Here is a 19,658-nt window from a genome sequence, read left to right as displayed (position 1 = left end):
TTTTTTACATATATGGATGATCTGTTTTTTTCATTTCAATGACAATAAAATGTGAGTCATGTGTCGCCTCAATATGAACATGATCTTCTATAATTTCAAGAGAATCTTTCTCTTTTAATGCAATCCCGTTCACTTCTGAGAAGCCTTCGATTTGAAGAAGGTAAGCTTGACGATTCACCCCAACATTTATATCAGCCGTATTATGTTCGTCTAAAAGAATCGTATAGATATTAACGTCTTGATTTAGGGTAATAGGGGCATCATCTGTTAAATCAGATGCCATATGTAACCATTCATTATGACGTGCATCCCAATCAAAGTGATAGACTCCATATGTTGGTTGATGTCCTTTTTTATCTGGAGTAATCCACATTTCAAGAAGTCGAAGCGGTTCATCTTGATCGTTGTACTCACGATGTGTTGTACCGGTACCAGCGCTTAAGTATTGCATTTGTCCACGAGTTAAGTGAGTGGTATTGCCCATACTATCAGTATGAGTTAACGTTCCAGAGATGACGTATGTTAAAATCTCCATATCTTTATGGGGACAAGCTTCAAATCCACTATGTGGTGCAATCATATTATCATTTAAAACACGTAAGACACCGAAATTAAGATTCGCTTGATCGAAGTAATCAGCATAGGAAAAGTGGTATGTTGACTCAAGCCAATCGTAAACTGCACCACCCATGAACTGATGATCGAGTTTTCTGAGCATAGTATTTCACCCCATCTTAAAAATTAGGCATACGCCTACTCATAGTATTGATGAGTTAGCTGAAAGTATACTTCATATTACGATTAAATTCGACAGGAAATTTATTTCCCAGGTAACAAAAAGAAGTATAATTATCAAAGGAGAAAGGAGTAATCATATGGAACATAAGGTTTTAATTGTAGAAGATGATTTGAGCATTGCGCGTTTAATTAAATTAAATTTGAATTTAGCGGGCTATTTAACGGAATCAGTTGAGGATGGTTTATTAGCTTTTGAGCGAATTCAAAAAGAAAAGTTTGATCTTATTTTACTTGATGTGATGATTCCAGGAATGGATGGATTTAAGTTAATGGAAAAAATACGTCCCTTAAATATTCCGGTTATTTTTTTAACAGCAAAGACGTCGACGATGGATAAGGTAGACGGTCTACGTTTAGGGGCAGATGATTATATGGTCAAGCCTTTTGAAGCGATAGAGTTATTAGCTCGTATTGAAGCAGTTTTAAGAAGATATGGTAAAGTTCATAAATTGTTAACATATAAAAATATTACGGTGAATGATGAAAAGCGTGAAGTTGAGCTAAATGGTAACGTCGTGTATCTCACAGTGAAAGAATATGATTTGTTTTTAACACTGTTAAAAAATAAGAATATTGCCTTATCCCGTGAACAGTTAATTGAAAAAGTATGGGGAATTGATTATTATGGTGAAACTCGGACAGTTGATATGCATATTAATGCGCTACGTAAAAAGTTAGGGTTACAAGAGGAGATTAAAACAGTCTATAAAATTGGATATCGTTTGGAGGATTAATCGTGAAGATTTGGATTAAGATTACATTGTATTCGATGATTGTCTTTACGATTATTTTTAATATATCTGGGGTGCTCATTATTGAAGAGAATCATTCTAATATGCTAAATCAAGAAGTTGAAAGTACGCTTAGTCAGACGGATTCTATTTATAAAGGCATTGTCGCGATGGGGCCTGTTTTTAAGATTTATAATGATGAAAGTTATACCAAAGAGTTATTAAAGTCATATGCTCAAAATGTTGTTTATGGGAGTGGCAAAGAAATAAATTACATAGAAATTATTAATGATAGTAATGAGATGATTTATACGAATATTGATTTTAAATTGCCTGATAGACGTATTGAATATGATCAAATTAAGACAGATGAAATTAATTATATATTAAGGGAAATTGAGGGGAAAACTTATTTGTTTTCATCCATTTCAGTTCCAGTAGAACAGACGATTTATCGAATTTCTTATGTAAGAGATTTAACTCATTTATATATAAATAGAATTCAGGAATATCAGTTTTTTATCTTACTTGATGCCCTAGCGTTAGTAATCTATTTTATTTCAATGTTTGCAGTGAGCAAATCTATTACAAAACCGATTGAACGAATGGTTCATTCGACGAAAGTTATTGCAAGTGGCCATTATAACGAACGACTTCAGATTCGTACTCATGACGAAATGGGACGTTTAGCTCACGATTTTAATGAGATGGCTCAAGCAATTGAAATTAAAATTAACGAGCTTGCTAAAAGTAACGAAGATAAACAAAATTTTATTAATGACTTTACCCATGAACTGAGAACACCATTAACTTCAATTCTTGGGTATACTGATTTTTTAAGAAAATCGCCATACAATGAAGAGTTATTTTTAGAAGCATTAGATACTATTTATAATGAAGGAAAACGATTGGAAACAATCTCAGTTAAATTGATGAATTTAGTATTACTTGAGAAGGAAAATCTTCCACTTCAAAGAGGAAATTTAAAAGATGTCATTGAATCCATTTTACCTATTCTTGAAATGAAGACCTCAGCGTATCATTTGAATTTGATTGTTAATTGTGAAGATGGTGAGTTTTTAATGGATGTAGATTTAATGAAATCTCTGATTATTAATTTAGTTGAAAATGCGATAAAAGCATCTCAAGAAGACCATAACATTTCGATTCGTTGTGAGTCGCTACAGAATGAAATTTTATTAATCGTTGAAGATGAGGGATGCGGGATTTCACCGCAACATCTTGATAAAATAACGCAACCCTTTTATATGGTAGATGAAGTCAGAACGACGAGAAATAATGGATTAGGTCTTGGGTTAGCAATTTGTAAAAAAATTATTCAGTTACATCAGGGAGAATTAATAATTGAAAGTCAGATTGATCAAGGCACAAAAATAATGGTCAAGTTTCTAAAGATAGGAGGGGAAGCATTATGAGAAAAATAATCTTTATTTTAGGATGTTTATTTCTTAGTGGATGTTCTCGGCTCTTTAATACGATTCAACTTGATACTTTGATGAGTCAAAAGATTGAAACAAATGCGTTAGATATTAGTTCTAATTACAATGGAATTGTTTCAGTTGATACGATTAAAGATATTAGTATTAAAGCTGTGAATAGCTACCTTCAAAAAAGTTTACAACTTGATAATGTTGCTATCGCTGTTCAGTTTTATGAATCTGAAACAATGGAAAATCTCATTTTAGAATGGAAACATAAGCCGTACCTCTTTTCTTTTTCAGAAGAAGTGATTGATAGTTTAAATGATGAATTGAGTGAAGGAATTTTTATTGTTGAAATGAAAGGTGAAACTTATGATTATCAAGTCATTTTAACGGCTAGTAGTGGTCAACTATTAGAGATTGATGATTGTTCAAAAGGAACTCGATTCTCTGATGGTGATAAAGTTGAGGTAGAGGAAGTGATAGCTATGTGTCAAAATTATATTGAGATGGTTATGGGAATTAATCCTGATACCCTTAGCTTTGAGATTGGAAGCTCTGATTTTTCTAATAATTATGAGTTAACGTATTATGATAAGCAAACAAAAGAACAATCTTTTTTATTAGAAGTAAATCCTTATACATTACGTATCGTGAGATGTTCACTTGGGTTTTGGTCGACGTTAAATTAAAAAAAGACGCATCTTAGGATGCATCTTTTTAAAACTTTACAACTTCTATATAACTTTTTTAAATCTTTCATAGATGCAATCGATATAATTGTCTCAATATGTTAGAGATTGACGAAAAGAGGGATGAAAATGCGATATAGAAATAGCAAACAAAAACCCCGATTTAAATATATAAAAATGAGTTTATTTATTTTACTCTTAACAGCTATAGGTGTATTGACGAATATAAAATTAAAAAAGGAAGACTTGATAGAGCCTGCTACATCAGAGATACAAGTTTTCGCACGAAGTATAGAAGAAGAGAAACAAAAATTGATTGTCATTGATGCGGGTCATGGAGATGAAGATCCAGGGAGTAGCATTTCAAATGTTGATGAAAAAGATCTTAACTTACAGATTGCGTTAAAACTAAAGAGTGCTTTAGAAGAAGAAGGATATGAAGTGATGATGACGCGAAGTGATGATACGTATTTAACGCTAACTGAAAGAGCAGAGTTTGCTAATGAAGTAGAGGCAGATTTATTTATTAGTATCCATCAAAATTCATATATCGATGATTCAACGGTTAGTGGAATTGAAGTTTATTATAATGAAAGTACTAAAACAGAGTCAGATGAGGTATTAGCTCAATTCATTCAAACTGAATTAGTTGAAACTACAGGTGCAAGAGATAGAGGAATTCGTGCTTATGATGAATTAGTGGTGACCAGAAAAACAGAAATGCCGGCTTGCTTAGTTGAGTTAGGGTATATGACCAATAAATCAGAGTTATCACTTCTTCAAAGTGATGCTTACCAATATAAACTTGTAACAGGAATGGTAAATGGAATTAATCAATTTTTTGAATCATGATTGGAGTAGATAAAATGTTTAATTTTGTAATGAAGTCGTTTATTTCCTCACATCCCTTGTGAGGAAGACACTATCTATTGAGAAAAAACTCTCGACCTAAATTCTTCTTATCCTGATGATAAGAGAATAAATTTATTCCCCTAAGCTGAAATAAACATATAAAAAATGAACCCATCCCATATGGTTCATTTTTTATATGTTTAAGAAATTTATCTCGGCAGACATTTTTCGATTTAGGATGATAGTATTTCTGTCAATTAAAGTCGAAAATGTATTGTTTGGATTGTGTTTGATGTCTAATGAAGTAGAAAAAGAGGAAGAGTAGAAAATTTATTGCTTACATCCAATTTTGAAAAACTGATAAAATAGAAGTGACATCATTACGAGATACAGTCAGAAAGGAAGACGTGATTAAAAATGTTTAGAATGAATGACTATATTATGTATGGGCTAACGGGAGTTTGTAAAGTGATTGGAATTGAAGAAGAAAAATTCTTAGATTATCCTCAGCAATCATTTTATGTATTAGAGCCTGTTTTTTCACCTCAAATGACGATTAAGATTCCAGTTTTAAATACGATTAAAAATATTAGACCTATTCACTCTACGGATGAAGTTAAAGAGTTAATTCAGAAAATACCTGATTTAGAGTTATTATGGATTTTTGATGAACGTGAACGAAACAATCTATTTCGTCAGATGTTACGAAATGCAAATTGTGATGAGTGGATTATTGTTATTAAAACCATTTATTCCTATAAATATTTAGATAACTATAAAGGAAAAAGATTAAATAAAAATGATGATGAAATTTTTAAAATAGCTGAAAAATTACTAAATGAAGAGTTTGGATTTGTTTTAAATATAAATCCAGATGATGTTCCCACTTATATTGGAGAATGTATTATTTAGAGTTTTCTATGAGAACAATTTATTAAATCATGTGACGTATAATAACTTTTTTTCCCTAGTAATTACGAAAATAGGCATTTTTTATAGAGCCAATGGTATATAATAGATAAGAGGTGCAATTTACTTTAGAAAACTTTTCTTACATTCTATTTTTTTTAAAGTAATGAAATAGCCAACTAAATACAGTCAAGTTCGGTTTTAAGAATGTTAAAGCAATGATAAGTTGTGAGAAAGGTGACGTGATTAAAATGTTCAGAATTGATGACTATATTGTATATGGATTAACAGGGGTATGTAAGGTAAAAGGAATTAAGGAAGAATGTTTTCTAAATTATCCGGCACAGTCCTTTTATATTTTAAGTCCTATTTCTTCACCGGAAATGACAATTAAAGTTTCTGTTGCGCACGGTAATGAGACTATCAGAATGGTTCATTCAAAGGATGAAGTAAATCAATTAATTCAAGGAATTCCTGATTTAGAATTATTATGGATAAAAGATGATCGAGAACGAAACCAGAAATTCCGATGTATGGTGAAGCAAGGAAATTGTAGTGACTTAATCACGATTGTCAAGACAATTTACTCATATCGAACTTTAGAAGATTTTAAAGGAACACGATTAAATAAAAGTGATGATGAAGTTTTTGAAATAGCCGAAAAGTTATTGAATGAAGAATTAGGATTTATCTTGGATTTAAATCCTGAAGAGATTCCTAATTATATTGAACAATATATTGCTTAAAAGAAAAAGCCGTTGATTAGTCAATGGCTTTTTTGATGAGTTTGATCAGAAGATATCCGAGTAAGGCTCCTATTATATTAGAAAGTAAATCATCGATATCAGCAAATCGTCTTCCAAAATATTGTAGAGTTTCTATTAGTAAGGATGTGCATCCAGCTAATAGTAGGAGTTGAAGTAATGTAGGTTTTCTTAGTAATAGTGAAACTAATATTCCAAATGGAACATATAGGGCAACATTTAAGAAAACTTGTTTTAAAACGTAAGGTCCGTACTCAAAAACTTCACGTAGTGTATTGAGGATTGGGATTAGGTTAGGTGTGGCATGAAAACTGAAGAAATAAGAAAGTCTAATGTTAAAAAGTCCAGTTAGATTAGCGAGGGCAATCAAATAACAACAAAATGTAAATTCGATAAGGCATCTTTTGAAGGTAAAGTATTGTCGTTTTTTAGTGAACCATAGGCAAAGAACGACAAGTAAGTAGAGTAGTGTTCCAAGTAGGAGACAGGGGATGAATAATCCGATAAAGGTATAAAAGATAGTTAGCATGATGTTCTCCTATTCTGGTAGGGGGATTATCGTGTCATTGATTTGGATAGCTTCAATATTTTCAAGCTTTAATAAGGTTGGGTCAGAAAACTTTAATGTTGTTTCATCTTGAATGGTCATCGAAGTTCTTGAAGAAAGTGTTTTTCTAGCGCCATCTTTTAAAATTAAAGAAACTTGCCAATCTTCAGGTATTAATTCTCCTACGATATTTAACGTGATTCCAAGAGGAGAAATTTTTACTTCAGCCACTGTGGTGCTCCCTTGTTTAATATCTGTTTTTTGAGTAAACATCTCAGTTGTTGAGTCTAGTTTGAATTTCACATTCCAATTTCCTTCAGTATAAGTATCATTTGAAACAAAATCTCCGTGGAGATTGAAAGTGGAAAGTTCTTCTGGAGAGATTTCGAATATATATTCTGTCATGATACGCCCATATTCAGTTTCATTGTTTTCATTAACACCATAGCTAATGCTCCAACTTTTATTATTGACTCTACGATTAGATGAATCAGTGAAATAGAAATAACCATGATCATCGATGTTATCTTCTAGCCATCTTGTTTGGATATGAAGGCGATTATTGACATAACCAACATTTGTAATGGTTACGAAATCAAGACCTGGAATTTTAATGTCCATTTGATTAGGTTTTAACACTTGAATAGCTGTGTCATTCACTGTAATCAGACCACTACCACCTGAGGAATCATGCTCACCCAACGTGATAATTTCGGGAGTTGTGGATAACAGTTCATTCCAATCTAAAGGAACATCCATGTTATCATAGAATTTTTTATTGGTTAAGAATGATTGAATTCCAAAACGGATGCTTTTTCCGTTTAGGTGTTTTCCACCGTTACCTTGTAAGCGAAGGGTTGCTGTTTTTGTTTCCTTATTGTAATCAATGGTTTGTATATTTAAAATACTGACTCCATCAAGTGTGTAATTGTAAATGTCGAGTGTTTCGTCTAAGATATCTCCGTTTAAATCTTGTAGTGTGAGGTAGATAACGACTTGTTCCTCATCATTTAACGCGCCTAATACTTCGAGTCTGATGTCATTATCTTCGCTCACTAAATTAATCGGTTGAAGGGCATCAATCATTTCAGAGCTGATAAGATAGACGAGCTTTTGAAAAGTTGGAGTTGAGGCAGCAACAGGAAGTGCTAAAAATAGACAAATACAAGTGGCTAATGTCATTTTTAGTCCTTTAGAAAAAGGTGATTTTTGAGTCAGTCTTTGGTGAACCTTTTCGTGTAAGTTGTCGACCTTTGGTGTATCAATCTGCTCAAGTAATTGTCTTAGTTGTTGTTCTTGGGTATTAAATTTCATTCATCATCACGCTCCCATTTGGTAAAGTTTCAATTAATTGTTCAGATAACTTTTTCCTTGCACGTTCATATCGTTTACGAAGCGTGGCAGCGGGCAGATTGTAAATAACTTCAAGCTCTTTGTAGTCACGCTCCTCGATAATGCGGTTGAAAATTAACGCGCGCTCCATTGTGGATAACTTTGCTAATGCCTCTTTAACTTCTTCACTCATGTGATGATCATTTTCTTGCTTTGGGAGAAAGAAGAGAAGCTTTCGCTTTCTAAGAATATCCATGCAGTGATGATAAGCAATACGATAAAGCCAAGCAGATAATGAACTACCGCTCCTAAATTGATGCCTTTTTTGATAAGCTTTAACAAATGTCATTTGTACGACATCTTCAGCTTCATGATAATCACACAAAATATTGTGACAATATCTCATGAGATTTTGGCCATATAGGGTGATTGCTTCATTTAACTCGATTTCTCCCCCATCTGAGAATGAAGCATTTAATTGTTCATGAGTCACCATTCATTCCCCTTTCGTCATACGTTAAATTTAAGTGTAGCATTAAATGAATAAATTTTCTTTACAATCTTATAACGCTCAAAAGGTGATTTTTGTGACACGAATTTTTAAAAAGTTGAAATAAAGGTAAATAAATGGTCCATAATAAATCAATTAAAAAATTTGAATTGAGGTAGGTGATTAAATTGGCTTATCAATATTGTTCGAAAAAACAACTTAGACTCATGGTAATTTCAACTGTCTTATTTTTTGTAGTAGGATTAAGTGTTGTGAATTACTTTAATCATAAAAAGGAAGAATTACATGCCTTTGTGATGGGAAATTTCTATGAAAAAATTGTCTGGGTTAACAATCCAGAAAATTTAACGGTTTTAGTCAATAAGAATTATCGCTTATCTGATGAGTATGAACCAGATGATTTAGTGTTACTAGAAGTTCCTCTTTATAATAGGGATAGCACTAATGAGTCTAATTACTTACGAAAATCTGCAGCGGATGCACTGAAGCAAATGTTTATTGTCGCCAAATCATATGGTTATAATTTAACAGCCCGCAGTGGATATCGTTCATATGTAACTCAAGTTGCCTTATATGATCGATATGTTTTTACAGATGGTGGAGAAGCAGCTGATACCTATAGTGCAAGAGCCGGTCATAGTGAACATCAAACGGGACTCGCAGTTGATATTACATCGGATTCTGTTAATGAAGAGTTAACGGTTGAGTTTGGTGAAACAGAAGAAGGGAAATGGGTAGCTGAGAATGCACATCGATTTGGTTTTATTATTAGATATCCAGAGGATAAAACGTTATTAACGGGTTATCAATATGAACCCTGGCATTTACGCTATGTCGGAATTGATGCTGCGACTGAAATTTATGAGAATGGCTGGATTTTAGAGGAATATATTTTAGAAAATAATTTACTAGATTTATTATAAAACGAAAAGCTGGATAAGTTTATCCAGCTTTTCGTTTTATAACAGATGAAATAGGATCTATATCATTTAATTTAAAAGTGTTTTCTGATTATAATTTGTAAACCTATATTTGATTTGTTATAATGTATTTAAGATATTTGAGGCAGAAGGTGTTATTTTATGAGTACAAAATATAAGCAAATAGTATCAGAACTTGAAGCGGATTTACTTTCGGGGAAGTATAATGAAGTGAAAAAATTACCTCGTGAAGAAGATTTAATTGAAAAATATCAGGTAAGTCGAACAACAATTAGAAAGGCCATTGCGATGCTTGTTAATAAAGGTTATGTTTACCAAGTGCAAGGTAGTGGTATTTTTATTAGAGAGGCTTCATTACAAGATTATGTGAGTTTAGAAAATTTAAAAGGACTTACGAGAGATTTTCCTGATAAAAAAATTGAAAGCAAATTAATAAATCTCATGGTCATTAATGCAGATGAAGATTTAGCTAAACAGATGAAGTGTGATGTTGGAACGGATATTTATTTCTTAGAACGATTAAGATATGTTAACGAGGAGCCATTTGCGGTTGAATATACTTATTTAAATAAAAATGTGATTCCTTATATGAGCGAAGAAATTGCTCATAGGTCTATTTATAGTTTTATTATCAATGATTTAAAATTGAGCATTGGATTTGCAGATAAGATTATTTATGCTGATAAGTTGGATAGTGAATCGGCACAGTTATTACAATTATCAGAAAATGATCCGACTTTAGTAATTGAAAATACAGTATTTTTAACGAATGGAACTGTATTTGAGGTATCTAAGGTCATTCATAATTATAAAAATACAAAATTATTAAAATTAGCTAATTTCTAATAGGGGTGTGTTTGAGAATGAAGTTTGTTGGAATTGATATCGGAGGAACAGGAATTAAAGCAGGAATCGTCAATGAATTTGGCGAAATTATAGTGAAAAGAGATTGTGTGACAGATTCTGAGGCTGGTTTTGATAAGGTTATGCAAGATATTTTTAATCTTGTCATGAGTTTATTAGATGAATCTCATTTAACGATGCAAGAAATTGGATCGATTGGTGTTGGAATTCCTAGTTTTATCAATCAAAAGGGTGAAGTAACATGTGTTAACCTTGGATGGCACCAGGTTAATATTGTGGATAAGCTAAAAGAAATGTTCCCAACTGTTAATACTTATGTTGAAAATGATGCAACAGTAGCAGCTATTGCAGAAAGTCATTTTGGAAGTATGAAAGGACATCCTATCGCTGTTATGCTAACACTTGGAACTGGTGTTGGTGGAGGAATTATTATTAATGGAATTCCATTTACAGGAGCTCATGGAATGGCCTCAGAAATTGGGCATGTTGTGATTGGAGAAAATTATTTTAATTGTAATTGTGGAAATAACGGGTGCTTTGAAACTTTCTGTTCAGCGACAGCTATTATTAAATATGCCCAACATTTATTAGCGGAAAATAAGAATACCTCAATTTATGCTAAATGTGAGGGGAAACTAGAGACTATTACAGCAAAAATGGTATTTGATGCTTATCGAGAGGAAGATAAAATAGCTAAACAAATTATTCAACGATTTAAGTCATATTTAGCTATTGGGATTGCGGGTATAATCAATACCCTTGATCCTCACATTATTGCAATTGGTGGAGGAGTTTCTAAATCAAGCGATATTATTTTGGATGGCTTAGACACTGAAATTAGAAAACATATTTTATATAAAAATGAAAAATTTGCAGATATCGTAGTTGCAACGCTTGGAAATGATGCGGGAATTATCGGTGCAGCTTTTTTAGGTGAAAAACGCTAGTTAAACTAGCGTTTTTTTTTATTTTTTAGAAGTAGTTCACAACAAAATCTAAATATAGTTATAAGCCTATTTGGGTAAACTAAAGATGAAACAGCTTTATTTTTATAAAAAAACCAAAAGAAAACACTTGCAAAACAAAATGAAAGTGCTATAATATAGACATAAAACAAATAGGTAGGTACAAATATTAATTATAGCCACCTATCAAGGAGAGGAAGATAAATATGAAAATTTTATTAGCATGTTCATCAGGAATGTCAACTAGTCTTTTAGTAAACAAGATGAAAGAAGCTGCGCAAGCACAAGGAATTGAAGCTGAAATTTGGGCAGTTGGACAAAGTGAAGTAGATGCTGAAATGCAAAAAGCAGATGTTTTATTATTTGGTCCTCAAATGCGTTTCTTAAAATCTAAATATGCGCCAAAAGGGCAAGAATTAAATATCCCGGTTGAAGTTATTGCTCCAGTAAGTTATGGACGTTGCGATGGAAAAGCAGTTTTAAAACAAGCAATGGATTTAATTAATAATAAATAATAAACACCATCTGAAATAACTTATAGGGGGAAAGACTATGAATCTTTTTGAAAAAATTGAACAACCCATTATGGTTATAGGTGAAAAATTAAATAACAATAAGGCATTAAAAATTTTACGTGATGCATTCATGTTAGCATTTCCTATGACTATTTTTGGTTCAATTATGTTAATCATTGCTAACTTCCCGTATTTAAATAAATTATTGGGAGATGCAGGATTAGCCGCTGTACAAAATGCGTTAATTCCAGCATCAACAGCGACAATGTCAATTGCAACAATCTTCATTTGTTTAGGTATTGGTTATTACTTTAGTAAAGAAGAAGACGTAGATCCGATTTTCGGTGCTGCAATTTCTTTAACAGCCTTCTTCTTATTAACACCATTTGATGCTCCAATTGGAGATACAGGTGAAATGTTAAATGGTGTATTCAATATTGATCGCCTTGGTGCGAAGGGAATGTTCGTTGGAATGTTCGGTTCATTCTTCGCTGCTTGGTTATATGCTAAAGTCGTTAAGAAAAACTGGATCATTAAAATGCCACCATCAGTACCGACAGCCGTTTCAAAATCATTTGCTGCTTTAATCCCTGCTGTTGTGACGTTATCTGTTTTCTTATTAATTCGTATTGGATTTACATTTACACCATGGGGAAATGTGCATGATTTCATTTATGAAATTATTCAAATACCTTTAACAAGTTTAGGTAAAGGATTGGCAGCGACTTTAATCGCAGTATTTGCCATTCAAGTTTTATGGTTCTTTGGATTACATGGACAAATTATTGTTAACTCAGTGATCGACCCAATTTGGAATACATTATCACTTGAAAACTTTAATGCATTCCAAGCGGGATTAGAGGTACCGAATGTTGTTACAAAACAATTCATGGAAACATTCACAGTTGGTTTAGGTGGAACAGGAATGACATTAATCGTATTAATTATGATTTTAGCATTCATGAAGAGCCGCCAGTTACGTGAAGTAGGTAAATTAGCATTACCAGCAGGAATCTTCAATGTTAATGAACCAACTATCTTTGGATTACCTATTGTATTAAATCCGATTATTGCAATTCCTTGGATTTTAGCGCCAATTATTGCAACATCAGTTGCTTACTTTGCAATGTCTAGTGGATTAGTTCCATCGACAACAGGTGTAGCTGTTCCTTGGACAACACCAGTATTTATCAGTGGAATGCTAGCAACAAACTCTTTACGTGGTGGATTATTACAAATCGTTCAAATGCTTATCGTGGGTGTCGTATGGTTCCCATTCTTAAAAGCGTTAGATAAACGTAATGTTATAGAAGAAAAAAGCTTTGAAACAGAAGAATAAAAAATAAAAATCAATTAAGTCCTTAGTCTAAGATTAAGGATTTAATTGATTTAATTAGATTAAAATTGATAAGGAAGAGGAGTATTATTATGACTTTAAAATATGAATTTCCAAAAGGATTTTGGTGGGGAACTGCGACATCAGGACCACAAAGTGAAGGTAGTGCAGATGTTGATGGAAAGAGTAAAACAATTTGGGATCATTGGTTTGAAATTCAACCAGAACGTTTCCATAATGGTGTAGGACCAGAACATACATCAACATTCTATTCAAACTATAAAGAAGATATCAAATTATTAAAAGAAACAGGACACAATTCATTTAGAACATCTATTCAATGGGCACGTTTAATTCCAAATGGTGTAGGTGAAGTTAATCCAAAAGCAGTAGAATTCTATAATAATGTGATTGATGCCTTATTAGAAGAAGGAATCATGCCAATTATGAACTTATTCCATTTTGATATGCCAATGTGCATGCAAGAAATTGGTGGATGGGAAAGCCGTGAAGTAGTTGATGCTTATGCAGCATTTGCGAAAAAATGTTTTGAGTTATTTGGAGACCGTGTTAAACATTGGACAACATTCAATGAACCAATCGTACCAGTAGAAGGTGGATATTTATATGATTTCCACTATCCAAATGTAATCGATGGAAAACGTGCTGCACAAGTTGGATTTAATACAATGTTAGCAAGTGCGAAAGCTATTGAAGCGTATAAAGCTTTAGGACAAGATGGAAAAATCGGAATCGTCTTAAACTTAACGCCATCTTATCCACGTTCAACTGAAAATGCTGAAGATGTAAAAGCAGCTCATATTGCTGATTTATTCTTTAATCGTAGCTTCTTAGATCCTTCAGTAAAAGGTGAATTCCCAAGTGACTTAGTTGAGTTATTAAAAGAAAATGATGTATTACCAACTTACGAAGCAAATGATTTAGAAATCATTAAAAATAATACCATTGATTTCTTAGGTGTTAACTATTATCAACCACGTCGTATTAAAGCAAAAGAAACAGAAGTTAATAAAGATGTATTCATGCCAGACTGGTTCTTTGATAACTATGAAATGCCAGGTCGTAAAATGAATCCATACCGTGGATGGGAAATTTACGAAAAAGGAATCTATGATATCTGTATCAATTTAAGAGATAATTATGGAAATATTGAATTCTATATTTCAGAAAATGGAATGGGTGTCGAAGGAGAAGAACAATATATTAATGCTGAAGGTGTTATTGAAGATGATTATCGTATCGAATTCATTAAAGATCATTTAGCATGGTTACATAAAGGCATTGAAGAAGGGGCTAACTGCCGTGGATACCATTTATGGACATTCATTGATTGCTGGTCTTGGACGAATTCTTACAAAAATCGCTATGGATTAATTGCATTAGATTTAGCAACACAAAAACGTACAATTAAGAAAAGTGGTCGTTGGTTTAAAGAATTATCAGAGCAAGGAGGATTCTAAATCTTGAAATCAATTGTTTGTTTTGATATCGGAGGAACCAATGTTAAATACGCCGTTTTAAGTATCGACAAACAAATTCTAGAGAAGAGTTACTTTAAAACAAATATTCATAATGGACAAGATGTTTTGAAGGAAATGTGCCGTGTCATTGAGGATTATAAAATGCGTTATGACATTATAGGTGTTACGATTAGTAGTCCTGGATTTGTAAATACAAAGTTAGGTGTGATCGAGTCAGGCAATATTATTGATGGATTCAATGGTCTAAACATAAAGAAATATTTTGAAGAAAAGTATAATCTTTTCGTAACAGTTGAAAATGATGCAAATTGTGCAACAATTGCGGAACATACACTCGGTAATGGAAAAGGATACGATAATATTGTTTGTTTAACAATTGGAACAGGTGTTGGCGGCGGAATTATTATTAATAATAAAATTTATAATGGAAATCGTTTTATGGCGGGAGAGTTTGGTTTCATGTTTATTCATGGAATCAAATCTTCAATGCCAGAAAATGATATCTTAAGTAACTATGCATCAACTCGAGCGTTAATTGAGAAAACAGTAAATGAGTTAGGTGAAGAAATTGATGGAGTTGAACTTTTCAAACGCGCAGCGCTTGGAAATGAAATATGCCAACATAACATTGATAAGTTTTATGATAGTTTAGCAATGGCGATTTATAATATTTGTTATATTCTAAATCCAGATAAAGTTTTAATTGGTGGTGCAATTTCTCAACAAGATGGATTGATTAAAGAAATTACGAAAAGGGTTAGCTCCTACACACCAAGTTTCTCATCAGATTTAACAGACTATGTGAAAATTGATCGATGTAAGTTTTTAAATGATGCTGGATTAATGGGAAGCTATTGCAATTTTATTACACAATATAAATTAGATTAGATAGGAGAAAGAGATATGAATGCAGAAGAAATTTTAGAAGTTTGTTTTCAAATTATTATGTATGCAGGGAATGCACGTAGCATGGCCATGGAATCTATTTCATTAGCTAAAGAAGCAAAATTTGAAGAAGCAAAAGAATTATTAGCGGAAGCTCGTGCTGAAGTGAATAAAGCTCATCGTTTCCAAACAAATTTAATTCAAGCTGAAGCAAATGGTTCAAAAAATGAAATTTCAGTTTTATTAATTCACTCACAAGACCATTTAATGAACGGAATGACAGTTTTAGATATGGCAGAAGAATTCATTAATTTATATGAATTAGTGAAAAAATAAGTTATAACTAAAGGGAGATAAAAATCTCCCTTTTGAAACTCTAATGGGAGCTAGGAGGATGAAGAAATGACAAAAATTATAAAATTAAATCCATTTTATAGCGAAAAAGTTTGGGGTTATGAAAAATGGAATCTCTCTACACATCGTAACGGATGCTCGACTTTAGTAGATACTAACGAAAATTTACATGATTATTTACAGAAAGATTTACCCATTTTAATCAAAATCATTAAAGCAGATGAATCATTATCAGTTCAAGTTCATCCTGGTGACGAGTTTGCACGTAAGTATGAAAATGACAACGGAAAAACAGAATGCTGGTACATCTTAGAAGCAGAAGAAGGAGCTTCACTAATCTGTGGAATTAAAGATGGATTAAACAAAGAAAAATTCGCTAAAATCCTTGAAGAGGGAAGCGTAGCAGATTACTTAGGAGATATCAGTGTAAAAGCTGGAGATATGATTTATATTCCAGCGGGGACCATTCATGCGATTAAAGGTGGTATAAAACTACTTGAAGTCCAACAAAGTAGCGATGTTACTTACCGTCTTTATGATTGGGGACGTGACCGTGAAATGCATATCGAAAAAGCATTAGAAGTCATCGACTATAACCCAGAAACAAATGGTGGTAAAATCGAAAACTTCACTAAGTTAGAAACTCCATATTTCAATGTTGAAAAAATTATTGTTGATGGACAATATTCTGATGAAGTATGCGGCGATTTTTATACTTATACAGCAACTAAAGGATGCGGTGTAATGAAAACTGATGATCAAACGATTATATTAAATCCAGAAGAAACAGTCTATTTACCAAAAGGAATTAAATATACAATTGAAGGTAACTTAGAATTAATTAAAACATGTTAAAAAATCTTTCATCATTAGTGGATAGTTAGCAAAACTGATTTACTTTCACCCACACTCATTTTGATTTTACTATCTAATGATGATATTAAAAAAGCTCTAGCATTTATTAAATGCTAGAGCTTTTTATTATTTATTTTTACTCAATTTCAGCCAATTTCGGTATCCATAAATTCCATTAATTAAGTAGGCTGAGAACATGATAATCATCGTTACTGAGCCATCAGGAGTTCCAAGAAGTAGTGTCCACATCATAATAGAGAACACATTGATAATCATCCATAAAATCCATTGTTCTGTGAAGCGTCCAATTTGTAATAAGAAAGCAACAATCGATAGAATTGTTGTTGTTGAGTCAATTAGTTGTAGATTTCCACCAAGAGCGATAAGTACTCTCCAATAAGCTAAAATAGCAATCACTAGACCGATAACGAGTAGAAAAATTTGTTTAGCAGTTAAGCGACGAGCAATAACGGTCCCCTCATCATTTTTTTGTTTACGCCACATATAAAATCCAACAAGATTCATTGGAAGATAGTAAAATCCATTTAACATGACTTCTCCAAAAAGTCGATTTTGATAAGCAATAATCGCATAAAGGCCAACATTTATTGTAGCGAAAGCATAGGTTGAAATTTTTCCCTTTGCACAAAGAACAACTGAAATAATTCCTGTTACACCACTAATTAATGCCATTGGAGTATCACCCCAAACAATACTTAAAATAAGCATCGTTAACGTTGAAATAATTAACCATGAAATTTCAAAAATGCTCCAATCACTAAAATAATTTTTTGTTTTCATCACTAATGCTGACATAAAAAATCCCCCTTATTGAAATATTCTTCTTCAAATTTACTGCTTTGTAAGCTCACGACTTTGGCTGCAACTTTGTTGGCAATCTCACAGCATTGTTTTGTCTCATAACCGAGTGATCTTAGTGCAATGATTGCTCCAAGATGGCTATCACCCGCTCCGATTGTGTTAACAACTGTGGTTTTAGGTGCTTCTATAATCATTTGATTTTCCCCATCAAAATGTAGAACACCGTGTTCCCCGAGTGTGATAAATAATTCGTTATGAGTTAAAGCGTATAGTTTTCTCACAGCAAGATTTAAATCTTGCTCTTTTGTGAAGCTTAAAGCTTCAGACTGATTAATATGTAAAATAGGATGTAGCTTAAATAAACGTTCCATTGTTTCTTGTTCGATAAATGTAATACGTGGACCTGGAGCGAAGTATAGATTTTTTATTTCTTGCGTACTTAGCCATTGACTGATAATAGCCCCACTTAAGCCTTCCATCTCGTATCCAGAAATGTAGATATTATCATACTGTTCCCCACTAAAAGCATCTAACCAACGTCTTTGATAGTTAGCTTCAACACCAGGAACTGTTATAAAGGTCCGTTCTCCGTGATGTTCAACTAAACAAAGGCAATATCCGTTATCCACAGTTTGCTCCTCGATGTGAACGGGATAGCCATGTTTGATTAATTCTTCCTTAATCATTGAGGCGTAAGACCCAGAACCAACGGGAACAGCCAAATCGTGTTCTACATCAAAGTGATTTAAAATCGTTGCAACATTATACGCGCATCCACCAATTGTGACGCTCTGTTTTTGGCAAAAAATATCGTCACCCGTTTTAGGTAAGACGTCGATATTTAAAATAACATCTACAATCGCATTCCCAAGCAGTAAAGTTTTCACATTACGCCCCCCCTTTGTTTTGCTAATGCATCTACATATTCCATTAAATTGACATCATTTGCCTCATTAATAAGTTCAACCCATGATGAATCAAGTGCTGTGTATCCTTGGTAAGCACCACAAATCGCACAAGCCATCGCTCCGATTGTATCAGTGTCTCCCCCGAGATTTGCACAAAGTAAACTACAATGTTTTACATCTTTCGCATAATAAGCAATTGCAAGAGCAGCAGGAACTGATTCACTAATTGTTACACCACATCCGATGATTTGATAGATAGCCTCTAAGAACGATTCATCTTGGTCTTTATAACGTTTAGCAAATTCAATGCCAAGCTTCGTTCTTGCAACAAGAGATGGATTAATAGTATCAGCCCCAAGAGCACGTGCCTCTTGTTCAATACTATAAACAGATTGTAAAATTTCATCAAAGTCTTTGTAGATCATGGCACAACTTACAGCGTGAGCAATCATACAGGCACCAGCTATCGTGATGTCACTACTGTGCGTAACCTTTGTAATATGCGCTACATATTGAATGAGCTCTGATTTTTCATCAGGTAAGAATAAACAGCCAACAGGAGGAATCCTCATTGCAGAACCGTTTGTCCCAGATTGATTCGTAATCGATTCTATATTTTTTCCTTCTTTAAAACTAAGTAAGGCGGCTTTAGATGTGGGCCCTAAAATGTTTTTTTCAAAAGCTTGTTCTTTTTTTGCCCAAGCAAGAAGTCTAGTTGCGATATCAGTTGGCAAAACGTTGAAATGATTGGCTATTAAAGAGTCTAGGATGATTAAAGCTTGTGCAGTATCATCTGTAAATTGTCCTCTTTTATACTGATAAGCCACTTCATTTTCCGAAGGTCCATCTAAGAAATCTGTAATGCCCCTAAAAAACTGTTGGACTTTTTTTCGACTCCAAAGTTCAGAGGGCATTCCCATAGCATCACCGATTGCCATTCCATAAAGAGTTCCAGCAATTTTATTTTTCATACAGCCGCCTCCTAATAAACTTTACAGGTGACAAGACACCTGACAAGGTAATATTCTAGTTTATTTGGATAAAATAGTCAATGTTTTATGAATGATAATCTTTCATATCAATAAAAAGATGTGAATAACCCTATTAGTGGGTTATCCACATCTTTAAAATGC

General features: G+C 33.0%; 22 protein-coding genes. 15 read left to right on the top strand and 7 right to left on the bottom strand.

Annotation, left to right across the window (positions count from 1 at the left end):
- Positions 1 to 4: 4 nt before the first annotated feature.
- Complete coding sequence (locus HLK68_RS04735) at positions 5 to 718, bottom strand: pirin family protein (RefSeq protein ID WP_006783929.1); 714 nt, start codon at positions 716 to 718, stop codon at positions 5 to 7.
- A 157-nt stretch (positions 719 to 875) separates the two neighbouring features.
- On the opposite strand from HLK68_RS04735, the gene HLK68_RS04730 reads away from it, so the two are divergent.
- The 6 genes from HLK68_RS04730 to HLK68_RS04705 all read left to right on the top strand — a co-directional run bounded on the left by HLK68_RS04730 (position 876) and on the right by HLK68_RS04705 (position 6,170).
- A complete protein-coding gene (locus HLK68_RS04730) occupies positions 876 to 1,532 on the top strand; it encodes a response regulator transcription factor (RefSeq protein ID WP_009606522.1) in 657 nt (218 codons plus the stop codon).
- Positions 1,533 to 1,534: 2 nt separating this feature from the next.
- Positions 1,535 to 2,965: a sensor histidine kinase gene (locus tag HLK68_RS04725; RefSeq protein ID WP_006783932.1), complete on the top strand. Its 1,431-nt coding sequence runs from the start codon at positions 1,535 to 1,537 to the stop codon at positions 2,963 to 2,965.
- A complete protein-coding gene (locus tag HLK68_RS04720; protein WP_006783933.1) occupies positions 2,962 to 3,663 on the top strand; it encodes a hypothetical protein in 702 nt (233 codons plus the stop codon). The genes HLK68_RS04725 and HLK68_RS04720 overlap by 4 nt, the downstream gene beginning before the upstream one ends.
- 129 nt (positions 3,664 to 3,792) lie before the next feature.
- Positions 3,793 to 4,515 carry an N-acetylmuramoyl-L-alanine amidase family protein gene (locus tag HLK68_RS04715; RefSeq protein ID WP_006783934.1) on the top strand — a complete coding sequence of 241 codons (723 nt, stop codon included), beginning with the start codon at positions 3,793 to 3,795 and terminating at the stop codon, positions 4,513 to 4,515.
- 417 nt (positions 4,516 to 4,932) lie between these two features.
- Entirely contained in the window at positions 4,933 to 5,427 is a 495-nt protein-coding gene (locus tag HLK68_RS04710) for a CarD family transcriptional regulator (protein WP_009607464.1), read from the top strand.
- Between the two features lie 248 nt (positions 5,428 to 5,675).
- Positions 5,676 to 6,170: a CarD family transcriptional regulator gene (locus HLK68_RS04705; protein WP_006783860.1), complete on the top strand. Its 495-nt coding sequence runs from the start codon at positions 5,676 to 5,678 to the stop codon at positions 6,168 to 6,170.
- 16 nt (positions 6,171 to 6,186) lie between these two features.
- Here HLK68_RS04705 and HLK68_RS04700 read toward each other — a convergent pair whose 3' ends face one another.
- Genes HLK68_RS04700 through HLK68_RS04690 form a run of 3 tightly spaced genes read right to left on the bottom strand, consistent with a single transcriptional unit; the run spans position 6,187 to position 8,560 of the window.
- On the bottom strand, positions 6,187 to 6,717 hold the full coding sequence (locus HLK68_RS04700; RefSeq protein ID WP_055164369.1) for a VanZ family protein: 531 nt from the start codon (positions 6,715 to 6,717) through the stop codon (positions 6,187 to 6,189).
- A 9-nt stretch (positions 6,718 to 6,726) separates the two neighbouring features.
- On the bottom strand, positions 6,727 to 8,049 hold the full coding sequence (locus HLK68_RS04695) for a DUF4179 domain-containing protein (protein ID WP_132942746.1): 1,323 nt from the start codon (positions 8,047 to 8,049) through the stop codon (positions 6,727 to 6,729).
- The gene (locus tag HLK68_RS04690; RefSeq protein ID WP_425598133.1) at positions 8,039 to 8,560 is read right to left on the bottom strand and encodes an RNA polymerase sigma factor; all 522 of its coding nucleotides are present in this window, start codon (positions 8,558 to 8,560) and stop codon (positions 8,039 to 8,041) included. Before HLK68_RS04690 ends, HLK68_RS04695 begins: the two co-directional genes overlap by 11 nt.
- 185 nt (positions 8,561 to 8,745) lie before the next feature.
- Between HLK68_RS04690 and HLK68_RS04685 the strand changes: the two genes are divergently transcribed.
- From HLK68_RS04685 to HLK68_RS04645, 9 genes are all read left to right on the top strand, one after another.
- Positions 8,746 to 9,501, top strand: coding sequence for a M15 family metallopeptidase (locus HLK68_RS04685; protein ID WP_006783856.1), 756 nt, complete (start codon positions 8,746 to 8,748; stop codon positions 9,499 to 9,501).
- Between the two features lie 159 nt (positions 9,502 to 9,660).
- Positions 9,661 to 10,365 carry a GntR family transcriptional regulator gene (locus tag HLK68_RS04680; RefSeq protein ID WP_006783855.1) on the top strand — a complete coding sequence of 235 codons (705 nt, stop codon included), beginning with the start codon at positions 9,661 to 9,663 and terminating at the stop codon, positions 10,363 to 10,365.
- A gap of 17 nt (positions 10,366 to 10,382) precedes the next feature.
- Positions 10,383 to 11,330, top strand: a complete 948-nt coding sequence (locus tag HLK68_RS04675) for an ROK family protein (protein ID WP_009607461.1) — start codon at positions 10,383 to 10,385, stop codon at positions 11,328 to 11,330.
- A 224-nt stretch (positions 11,331 to 11,554) separates the two neighbouring features.
- A complete protein-coding gene (locus tag HLK68_RS04670) occupies positions 11,555 to 11,863 on the top strand; it encodes a PTS sugar transporter subunit IIB (RefSeq protein WP_006783853.1) in 309 nt (102 codons plus the stop codon).
- A gap of 37 nt (positions 11,864 to 11,900) precedes the next feature.
- Positions 11,901 to 13,202 carry a PTS cellobiose transporter subunit IIC gene (gene celB, locus HLK68_RS04665; RefSeq protein WP_006783852.1) on the top strand — a complete coding sequence of 434 codons (1,302 nt, stop codon included), beginning with the start codon at positions 11,901 to 11,903 and terminating at the stop codon, positions 13,200 to 13,202.
- A gap of 89 nt (positions 13,203 to 13,291) precedes the next feature.
- Entirely contained in the window at positions 13,292 to 14,680 is a 1,389-nt protein-coding gene (locus HLK68_RS04660) for a glycoside hydrolase family 1 protein (RefSeq protein ID WP_006783851.1), read from the top strand.
- A 3-nt stretch (positions 14,681 to 14,683) separates the two neighbouring features.
- A complete protein-coding gene (locus HLK68_RS04655) occupies positions 14,684 to 15,589 on the top strand; it encodes an ROK family protein (protein WP_006783850.1) in 906 nt (301 codons plus the stop codon).
- 15 nt (positions 15,590 to 15,604) lie between these two features.
- A complete protein-coding gene (locus HLK68_RS04650; protein ID WP_006783849.1) occupies positions 15,605 to 15,922 on the top strand; it encodes a PTS lactose/cellobiose transporter subunit IIA in 318 nt (105 codons plus the stop codon).
- A 66-nt stretch (positions 15,923 to 15,988) separates the two neighbouring features.
- A complete protein-coding gene (locus HLK68_RS04645; protein WP_132942565.1) occupies positions 15,989 to 16,795 on the top strand; it encodes a type I phosphomannose isomerase catalytic subunit in 807 nt (268 codons plus the stop codon).
- Positions 16,796 to 16,921: 126 nt separating this feature from the next.
- Here the strand turns inward: HLK68_RS04645 and pnuC are convergent, their stop codons facing one another.
- From pnuC to HLK68_RS04630, 3 genes are read right to left on the bottom strand one after another with little or no spacing between them, the layout of a single operon-like run.
- The gene (gene pnuC, locus HLK68_RS04640; protein ID WP_006785969.1) at positions 16,922 to 17,611 is read right to left on the bottom strand and encodes a nicotinamide riboside transporter PnuC; all 690 of its coding nucleotides are present in this window, start codon (positions 17,609 to 17,611) and stop codon (positions 16,922 to 16,924) included.
- Complete coding sequence (locus HLK68_RS04635) at positions 17,599 to 18,504, bottom strand: PfkB family carbohydrate kinase (RefSeq protein ID WP_006785970.1); 906 nt, start codon at positions 18,502 to 18,504, stop codon at positions 17,599 to 17,601. The genes pnuC and HLK68_RS04635 overlap by 13 nt, the downstream gene beginning before the upstream one ends.
- On the bottom strand, positions 18,501 to 19,496 hold the full coding sequence (locus HLK68_RS04630) for an ADP-ribosylglycohydrolase family protein (RefSeq protein ID WP_006785971.1): 996 nt from the start codon (positions 19,494 to 19,496) through the stop codon (positions 18,501 to 18,503). The genes HLK68_RS04635 and HLK68_RS04630 overlap by 4 nt, the downstream gene beginning before the upstream one ends.
- Between the last annotated feature and the right edge of the window lie 162 nt (positions 19,497 to 19,658).

The organism is Turicibacter sanguinis, assembly GCF_013046825.1.
In the GTDB taxonomy this organism is placed as follows: Bacteria; Bacillota_I; Bacilli_A; order MOL361; family Turicibacteraceae; genus Turicibacter; species Turicibacter sanguinis.
The sequence above is the reverse complement of the archived record's forward strand: the minus strand, read 5'-3'. Positions and strand labels throughout refer to the sequence as shown.

Excerpts from the sequence above, each read along its gene's own strand:
- HLK68_RS04675 (WP_009607461.1), top strand. The coding sequence starts at position 10,383 with ATGAAGTTTGTTGGAATTGATATCGGAGGAACAGGAATTAAAGCAGGA.
- HLK68_RS04700 (WP_055164369.1), bottom strand. The coding sequence starts at position 6,717 with ATGCTAACTATCTTTTATACCTTTATCGGATTATTCATCCCCTGTCTC.
- HLK68_RS04670 (WP_006783853.1), top strand. The coding sequence starts at position 11,555 with ATGAAAATTTTATTAGCATGTTCATCAGGAATGTCAACTAGTCTTTTA.
- HLK68_RS04735 (WP_006783929.1), bottom strand. The coding sequence starts at position 718 with ATGCTCAGAAAACTCGATCATCAGTTCATGGGTGGTGCAGTTTACGAT.
- HLK68_RS04645 (WP_132942565.1), top strand. The coding sequence starts at position 15,989 with ATGACAAAAATTATAAAATTAAATCCATTTTATAGCGAAAAAGTTTGG.
- celB (WP_006783852.1), top strand. The coding sequence starts at position 11,901 with ATGAATCTTTTTGAAAAAATTGAACAACCCATTATGGTTATAGGTGAA.
- HLK68_RS04710 (WP_009607464.1), top strand. The coding sequence starts at position 4,933 with ATGTTTAGAATGAATGACTATATTATGTATGGGCTAACGGGAGTTTGT.
- HLK68_RS04730 (WP_009606522.1), top strand. The coding sequence starts at position 876 with ATGGAACATAAGGTTTTAATTGTAGAAGATGATTTGAGCATTGCGCGT.
- HLK68_RS04660 (WP_006783851.1), top strand. The coding sequence starts at position 13,292 with ATGACTTTAAAATATGAATTTCCAAAAGGATTTTGGTGGGGAACTGCG.
- HLK68_RS04680 (WP_006783855.1), top strand. The coding sequence starts at position 9,661 with ATGAGTACAAAATATAAGCAAATAGTATCAGAACTTGAAGCGGATTTA.
- HLK68_RS04650 (WP_006783849.1), top strand. The coding sequence starts at position 15,605 with ATGAATGCAGAAGAAATTTTAGAAGTTTGTTTTCAAATTATTATGTAT.
- HLK68_RS04695 (WP_132942746.1), bottom strand. The coding sequence starts at position 8,049 with ATGAAATTTAATACCCAAGAACAACAACTAAGACAATTACTTGAGCAG.
- HLK68_RS04630 (WP_006785971.1), bottom strand. The coding sequence starts at position 19,496 with ATGAAAAATAAAATTGCTGGAACTCTTTATGGAATGGCAATCGGTGAT.
- HLK68_RS04715 (WP_006783934.1), top strand. The coding sequence starts at position 3,793 with ATGCGATATAGAAATAGCAAACAAAAACCCCGATTTAAATATATAAAA.
- HLK68_RS04720 (WP_006783933.1), top strand. The coding sequence starts at position 2,962 with ATGAGAAAAATAATCTTTATTTTAGGATGTTTATTTCTTAGTGGATGT.
- pnuC (WP_006785969.1), bottom strand. The coding sequence starts at position 17,611 with ATGTCAGCATTAGTGATGAAAACAAAAAATTATTTTAGTGATTGGAGC.
- HLK68_RS04705 (WP_006783860.1), top strand. The coding sequence starts at position 5,676 with ATGTTCAGAATTGATGACTATATTGTATATGGATTAACAGGGGTATGT.